Below are 7,132 nucleotides of genomic sequence, written 5' to 3'. Positions count from 1 at the left end.
CGTATAGGTTAGGCATAACCATTACATCGTATTTTTCTGGGTTTATAACTAGGTTCATACAAGCAGCATCTACTATTAAGTCGTCGCTAGCTACATCAGGATATTTAGCTGCGATATCTTTAAATGTGTTTAAGAATAAACCATCGCTTAATTTCATTATGTTTGCTTTGTGTACACCTGTTACTTTCTTTCTATTATTGTCTTTTGCGTAGTTAAATGCAAATTCGCATATTCTTTCACAAGCTGGTTTAGTTATTATTTTTATAGTTTCTGCGCCGTAGTCACCTATTTTATGTTCTATTCCTGAATATAATCCTTCAGTGTTTTCTCTAACTATTACTAAATCTATATTTTCATATCTAGATTTAATACCTTTAAAGCTCTTTACAGGTCTTAAATTTACATATAAATCTAAAGTTTGTCTAAGTGTTACGTTTACACTTTTGAATCCTTTACCTACAGGAGTAGTTACAGGTCCTTTTATAGCTATTTTATTTCTTTTTATAGCTTCTATTACATGTTCTGGAAGTGGAGTTCCATATTCATCCATAACGCCTGCTCCAGCGTCTACCTTTTCCCATTCTATATTTACACCAGTAGCCTCTACAACTTTTACCATAGCTGCTGCTACTTCTGGTCCTATTCCATCTCCTGGTATTAATGTTACTTTATACATTTCATATCCCCCTATTAAATAAGAATTTATAATTTTACCCAAAAGTTACTTCCCTTAGTTATATTTATAACTTCTAAAATGCCTTTAGGTAGATCTTCATATAAATTTTTTAATTTTAATATATCGTATAGTCCAACTTTTTCGTATTCATCGGAATTTACAAATTCCATAGGTATAATATCGTTGTTTATTAAATTTTCTTTATACATTTGATTAAAAGATTTTGCTATTATACCTTTTATTTTTAAATTTGAAAATACTTTTGCCACGATTTCATCAGAAGTTCCTTCTAAGAAATCTTCTCCTGCAACTATAAATCCGCCTTCATTAAAAGTTACGCGGTCTATGAAGCCTTCATCTATTTTATTAAAGCACTTTTTAGCTAAAGTATTAATATTATTTTCATCTAGTGTGATGACATCATTTGTCGTTATATCGTCTTTTAATTTTATCATAACACCAGCTGTTATCTCATTGACATTTGATTTCATTACATCCTCCTAATATCTAGGCTTATTAGAATATTCTATAGTCATTTTTTATATCTTGATATATTTGAACTAATTCTTTATCGAATAATTCTCTCTTTAATCCTACAGATACTTTACGAACTTCTTCTAATATTTGATTAGCTTCATCATTAGTAAGTTCTATAGAATACTCTTTGAATTTATTTACTATTGCAGCTTTTCCAGAGTGTTTACCTATTACTATTTGTCTTTGAAGACCAACTTCTGCTGGGTCAAATGCTTCGTAGTTTTTAGGATCCTTTATAGCTCCATCTGCATGTATTCCTGATTCATGTCTAAACATGTTAGTACCAACTATTGCCTTCCATGCTGGTAATTGTCTACCAGAAGCTTGTGATACATATCTAGATATTTCTACGAATTTAGTAGTATCTATATCTGTGTCATATCCATATACGAATTTAAGTGCCATAAGAACTTCTTCAAGTGCAGCATTTCCTGCTCTCTCACCTAGACCATTTACTGTACATCCTATATGATTTGCACCACCTATAACACCTGCTATAGCATTTGCAGTTGCCATACCGAAGTCATTGTGTGTATGCATTTCTATATCGAAATTAGTTGCTTTATGTATTTTTTCTATTTTTTCTCTAGTTGCGAATGGTTCCATAACACCAACTGTATCACAGAATCTAAATCTGTTGGCACCTGCTTGTTTAGCAACATTTATAAATTCTATTAAGAAATCTGTATCTGCTCTTGAAGCATCTTCACCATTAACTGATATATATAATCCATTTTTATGAGCGAAAGAAACTGCATTGAACATGTTTTCTAAAACCCATTCTCTAGATTTTTTTAATTTATGTTGAATGTGTATATCTGATACTGATAAAGAAATTGCAACTGCGTCAACTCCACAGTCTATAGATTGTTCTATATCTGAAACAACAGCTCTGTTCCATGCCATTATGCTTGCTTTTAAGTTTCTCTTGCATATTTCTTTGATTGTAGCTTTTTCATCTCCACCCATTGTAGGTATACCAACTTCTAATTGGTCTACACCTATATCGCTTAGAGCTTGAGCTATAGCTATTTTTTCATGGTTTGCAAAAGCAACACCTGCTGTTTGTTCTCCATCTCTTAAAGTTGTATCAACTATCTTTATTTCTTTATTCTTGATTTTATCTTTTACGCACATTTTTTTTACCCCCTAAAATAATTATAATTTTAAAAATTAAAGTAGTATACATGATATATAGGTTTTTAAAAATGAATGAAAGTTTTAAAAAGTTTCATTCATTTTTTTGTATTTGATATATTTTTAATATCAAAATTTATTGCTAATTCTTTATACATCTTATTATATAACCATTATATGGAAATTGCACTATAATTTTAAAAATTTTTTTAAGTTATTAATTATGAAAGTTTTTTTATGTAAATTGCAATTTTTACCATATAAATTTTATTATATTTGATTTTTTCTATATTTTCTTAGTAAGGGATAAAGGTTTTTAGACTTTATAAATTATCTATTTTTAAAATATTTTTTTTAATAAATAAATTTTTTTATAGAAAAAAGCCTATATTAATACAAGAATTAATATAAGCCTTTTAATTTATTTCAAGTAATTTGAACTTTATTTATGAGTTGCTGTTATATCTACATCAGCTAAAGTTGCAACCATGATTGCCTTTATAGTATGCATTCTATTTTCAGCCTCGTCAAATACCTTTGAATATTTAGATCTAAATACTTCATCAGTTACTTCTAATTCAGATAGGCCGTATTTTTCGTATATTTCTCTACCTACTACTGTTTCTAAATCGTGGAAAGCTGGTAAACAATGTAAGAATATAACATTTTCGTTGTTAGTTTTCTTTATCATATCCATGTTGACTTGGTAGTCTTTTAATAGTTTTATTCTTTGTTCGTATTGATCTTCTTCACCCATTGAAACCCATACATCAGTGTATATAACATCAGCGTCTACTACATCGTTTATATCTTCTGTCAAATGAATGCTTCCTTTAGTTTGCTTGCAAACTTCTTGCATTTCTTCTACTAATTGTTCATTAGGCCATAATTCTTTTGGTGCAAGAGATACGAATTTCATACCCATTTTTACGCAGCCTATCATAAGTGAATTACCCATGTTGTTTCTTGCATCCCCAACGTATACAAATTTTATTTTGTCAAATGGTTTGTCTACATGTTCAGATATAGTTAGTAAGTCAGCTAATATTTGAGTTGGATGGTATTCGTCAGTTAATCCATTCCATACAGGCACTCCTGAGTATTTTGCTAAGCATTCAACTGTAGATTGTTTGAATCCTCTGAATTCTATACCGTCGAAAAATCTTCCTAAAACCTTAGCAGTATCTTCCATAGATTCTTTTTTACCCATGTGGTTGTCGTTTGGTCCTAAGTAAGTAACTTGAGCACCTTCATCATGTGCTGCAACTTCGAATGAACATCTTGTTCTTGTAGACGCCTTTTCAAATATTAAAGCTATATTTTTACCTTCTAGTAAATCGCCTTTTATTCCTATTTTCTTTTTAGTTTTTAAGTAGCTAGCTAATGATAAGAAATATTTTATTTCTTCCTTTGAAAAATCCTTTAATGTTAAGAAACTTTTCCCCTTTAAGTCTATTTTCTTTGCCATAACTTCGTCTCCTTTACTATTTATTATTGTCCCTTTGATGTATTAATTAAAAAAGCCTCTTAGTATAAAACTAAGAGGCGACATCGCGCGGTACCACTCTAATTGATAAGTATATCTTATCCACTCTAACCTTTAAGGCAGGTATACCGATTATCCTACTAAAAGTTCAAATAACCTTCTCAAAAGCTCTTTTCACAATGAAAGTAATTATCAGGCTTCCACCATCCCCAACTCTCTATAAATCCAATCCATGCTACTTTTCTTCATCACTGAATTTAGAATTATTTTTTATTAATAAAATAATAATTAATTTTCTATCTATTGTCAATTATTATTTTTAAAAATCGATTAAATAATTATTCATAGACTACATATTCTTCCCAAATTTGCTCTAAATCGTGGAAATATTTCTTTATATCGTCAGTTTCCTTCATGGCAACTGATATAATAAGTGCGTTTGCTACACTCATAGCTGCTACTAGAGAGTCTACAAATGATGCCATATTACTTTTAGCCAATAGTATATTATTTGATAAAGGTGCTACTGGAGCAAAAGAACTGTCAGTTATAGATACTATATATGCTCCCTTACTCTTTGCATATTTTGCAACCTGATGAGATTGCTTTGAATATCTTGGGAAACTAAATACTATTAAGATATCCTCTTCATTCATTCTGACTATTTGTTGATAAGGATCTCCCATGTCTATTCTGATAAGCTGAACATTATCTAATATTACATTTAAATAAAATGCCAAATACTGTGCTACAGTAAATGAACTTCTCATTCCCAATATATATATTTTTCTAGATTTTAAAATTCTTGTAGATGCCTCTTCAAATGCCTTTTGATCCATATCCTCTGATGTAGCTTTTATATTGTCGATATCACTTTTCAATACCTTGCTTAAGATTGTAGAATCATCTGAATAGTCTTCATTTGCCATTTCGACTCTTTGAACTGTAGTCAATTTATTTTTAATCAATTCTTGTAATCCCTCTTGTAATTTAGGGTATCCAGCATATCCTAGGGCATTTGCAAATCTAACTACTGTAGATTCACTGACTCCTACTGTTTCACCTAATTTGCTGGCTGTCATAAACGCCACCTTGTCGTAATTGTTTATTATATACTGGGCTATTAATTTTTGACCCTTACTAAGCCTAGGATATTGCGATTGTATTATATTTATTAATTGTTTGTTGTCATTTCTAGAATTTTTATCATCCATATATTTCCCTCTTTCCTATTAAACCGCTACAAACCTTCACATTTATTATAACACTATTTTTATATTAATTTCTTATAATCTTTAATTTATATATATAGTAAAATTTATCCTTTTTTTTCTATTAGTAGAAGCTCTGGCGGATTATTTACTTGATTTATAAATTTAGTGCACATTACATTGAAGTAGTTTTGGTCTAAATTCTTTGTAAATTCGTAGACTGCTTCCTTTTCCTCCATTCCGCCTTCGTGGCCACTGTAAATTGCAATACTCATAACTCCATTTGGCTTTAGTAAATCGAGTCCCGTTTTTATCGCAGGCAAAGTCGTATCTGATTTTGTAATGATTTGGTGCTTTGCCCTCGGAAGATATCCCAAGTTAAATACTACACATGATACCTGTTCTTTTACGTATTTGTCCATATTTTCATGCCCATCTAAAATAAGCTCTACATTTTCTAGTTGTTCCTTTACAATTTTTTTAGATGTAGATTTAAGCGCCTCTTCTTGAACATCAAATGCGTATACCTTTCCCTTACTTCCTACTTTTTTAGCAAGGTATACTGTGTCGTATCCATTTCCCATAGTTGCATCTACTACTACATCTCCTTCTTTTACTATATCTTCTAGATAAATTTTATTTACTTCTGTTACTTTGTTTATATATTTAGCTCTCAACATTTAAATTCCTCTTCACTGCTTTTATTTTTTAATTAAATACTCTTTAAGTATTTTATCTCTTCCTCTGTCAAATATCTGTATTTTCCTATTTCACAATCTTGTATTTTTATTTTACCCATAGCCACTCTTTTTAATCTAAGTACTGGATGATTTATCGCCTTGCACATTTTTCTAATTTGGCGATTTTTGCCTTCGTGTATTTTTATTTCTAAAATAGATACGTCCTTCTTTTCGTCGTATTTTACTATTTTTAACTTAGCCTTAGCTGTAGTGTAATCTTCTATCTTCAATCCATTTTTGAAATTTTCTATTTCATTTCTATTAGGTTTTCCCTTAACTCTTGCTAAATAAGTCTTTTCCACCTCATGCTTTGGATGCGTCAGCTTATAAGTCAAATCTCCATCATTAGTCAAAAGAAGCAGCCCACTTGTCTCGTAGTCAAGTCTTCCTATAGGATAAACTCTTTCTTTTATATCTCTCACTAAATCTAATACGCTCGGTCTATCGAATTGATCCTTGACTGTAGTTATATACCCTTCTGGCTTGTTTAATAGTATGTATACGAGTTTTTGTTCTTCTTTTATTACTTTGTCATCTACTTTTACTATGTCATTTTCTTCATCCACTTGATAAGAAAGTTCTGTCACTATTTTGTTGTTGACCTTTACTCTATTATTTAATATTAATTCCTCTGCCTTTCTCCTAGATGCTACTCCGCAAAGTGCTATATATTTATTAATTCTCATTTGTTCTCCTTTAATTTGTATTAAAATATTGTTTTTTCTATACTACTTTAGCAAACCTATTTTAATATAAGTTTTACTAATTAACAAGATGAAACTTGAAAAAACATACTAATCAAAATAGATTTTATTCAATCTTATCTATCTCTAGCGAAGCTACTACTATCTTCTCCTCAGCTATTGTAAATATGTTTAATAACTTTGTGAAGAATTATAGTTTTAAACATCTCTTTTTATAAAATAAAATTTATTCATTATAATAACTCTACAAATCTATTTTTTATCATATCTTGAGTAATATAAAGATCTCTTGTCGCTAATTCCATAAATAATTCCTTTATTCGATTAAATTCTTTATATTTCTTACTTATAAATAAAAATTTAAACCAAGTTAAATAATTATTTAAATACTTAGTAGCAACACCGTTAAAATTTCTCATCCATTCTCTTAATTCTCTATTATATTTAAAAACTCGTTTCACGTTGTAAATAGGATCATATTGTCCAAACACTTTAATTAATTTTAAATCTAGCTCTCTAGCTACGTTCCTATACTTCCATGAATACACACATAAAATTGCATCTTTTTCTACTTTCCCTTCAAAAAACGACACCATATTTCTAGATTTGATTTTATTATTACTTTTTCCAAAATCATTATC

At 29.7% G+C, this 7,132-nt stretch carries 7 protein-coding genes, 1 pseudogene and 1 other annotated feature; all 8 genes and pseudogenes read right to left on the bottom strand.

Annotation, left to right across the window (positions count from 1 at the left end):
* On the bottom strand, positions 1-676 hold a 676-nt coding region (locus tag SPD90_RS13125; RefSeq protein WP_320925525.1), incomplete at its 3' end, for an isocitrate/isopropylmalate dehydrogenase family protein.
* A gap of 26 nt (positions 677-702) precedes the next feature.
* Positions 703-1,167 carry a hypothetical protein gene (locus tag SPD90_RS13120; RefSeq protein WP_320626738.1) on the bottom strand — a complete coding sequence of 155 codons (465 nt, stop codon included), beginning with the start codon at positions 1,165-1,167 and terminating at the stop codon, positions 703-705.
* Positions 1,168-1,192: 25 nt separating this feature from the next.
* The gene (gene nifV / locus SPD90_RS13115) at positions 1,193-2,350 is read right to left on the bottom strand and encodes a homocitrate synthase (protein ID WP_320626737.1); all 1,158 of its coding nucleotides are present in this window, start codon (positions 2,348-2,350) and stop codon (positions 1,193-1,195) included.
* A gap of 442 nt (positions 2,351-2,792) precedes the next feature.
* Positions 2,793-3,818, bottom strand: a complete 1,026-nt coding sequence (gene argF, locus SPD90_RS13110; protein WP_320925524.1) for an ornithine carbamoyltransferase — start codon at positions 3,816-3,818, stop codon at positions 2,793-2,795.
* A gap of 70 nt (positions 3,819-3,888) precedes the next feature.
* Positions 3,889-4,097: a binding site (T-box leader), on the bottom strand.
* A gap of 77 nt (positions 4,098-4,174) precedes the next feature.
* On the bottom strand, positions 4,175-5,050 hold the full coding sequence (locus tag SPD90_RS13105) for a MurR/RpiR family transcriptional regulator (protein ID WP_320625444.1): 876 nt from the start codon (positions 5,048-5,050) through the stop codon (positions 4,175-4,177).
* A gap of 104 nt (positions 5,051-5,154) precedes the next feature.
* Positions 5,155-5,727 (bottom strand): class I SAM-dependent methyltransferase, encoded by a 573-nt coding sequence (locus SPD90_RS13100; protein WP_320625445.1) that lies wholly within the window; start codon positions 5,725-5,727, stop codon positions 5,155-5,157.
* 32 nt (positions 5,728-5,759) lie between these two features.
* A complete protein-coding gene (locus SPD90_RS13095) occupies positions 5,760-6,473 on the bottom strand; it encodes a pseudouridine synthase (RefSeq protein WP_320925523.1) in 714 nt (237 codons plus the stop codon).
* A 251-nt stretch (positions 6,474-6,724) separates the two neighbouring features.
* Positions 6,725-7,132 (bottom strand): annotated as a pseudogene (locus SPD90_RS13090) (IS1595 family transposase); the annotation flags it as partial.

The sequence above is a fragment of the Intestinibacter sp. genome (assembly GCF_034113885.1).
Classification (GTDB): domain Bacteria; phylum Bacillota; class Clostridia; order Peptostreptococcales; family Peptostreptococcaceae; genus Intestinibacter.
Note: the sequence above shows the minus strand (reverse complement) of the source record. Positions and strands in the feature narration are given on the sequence as shown.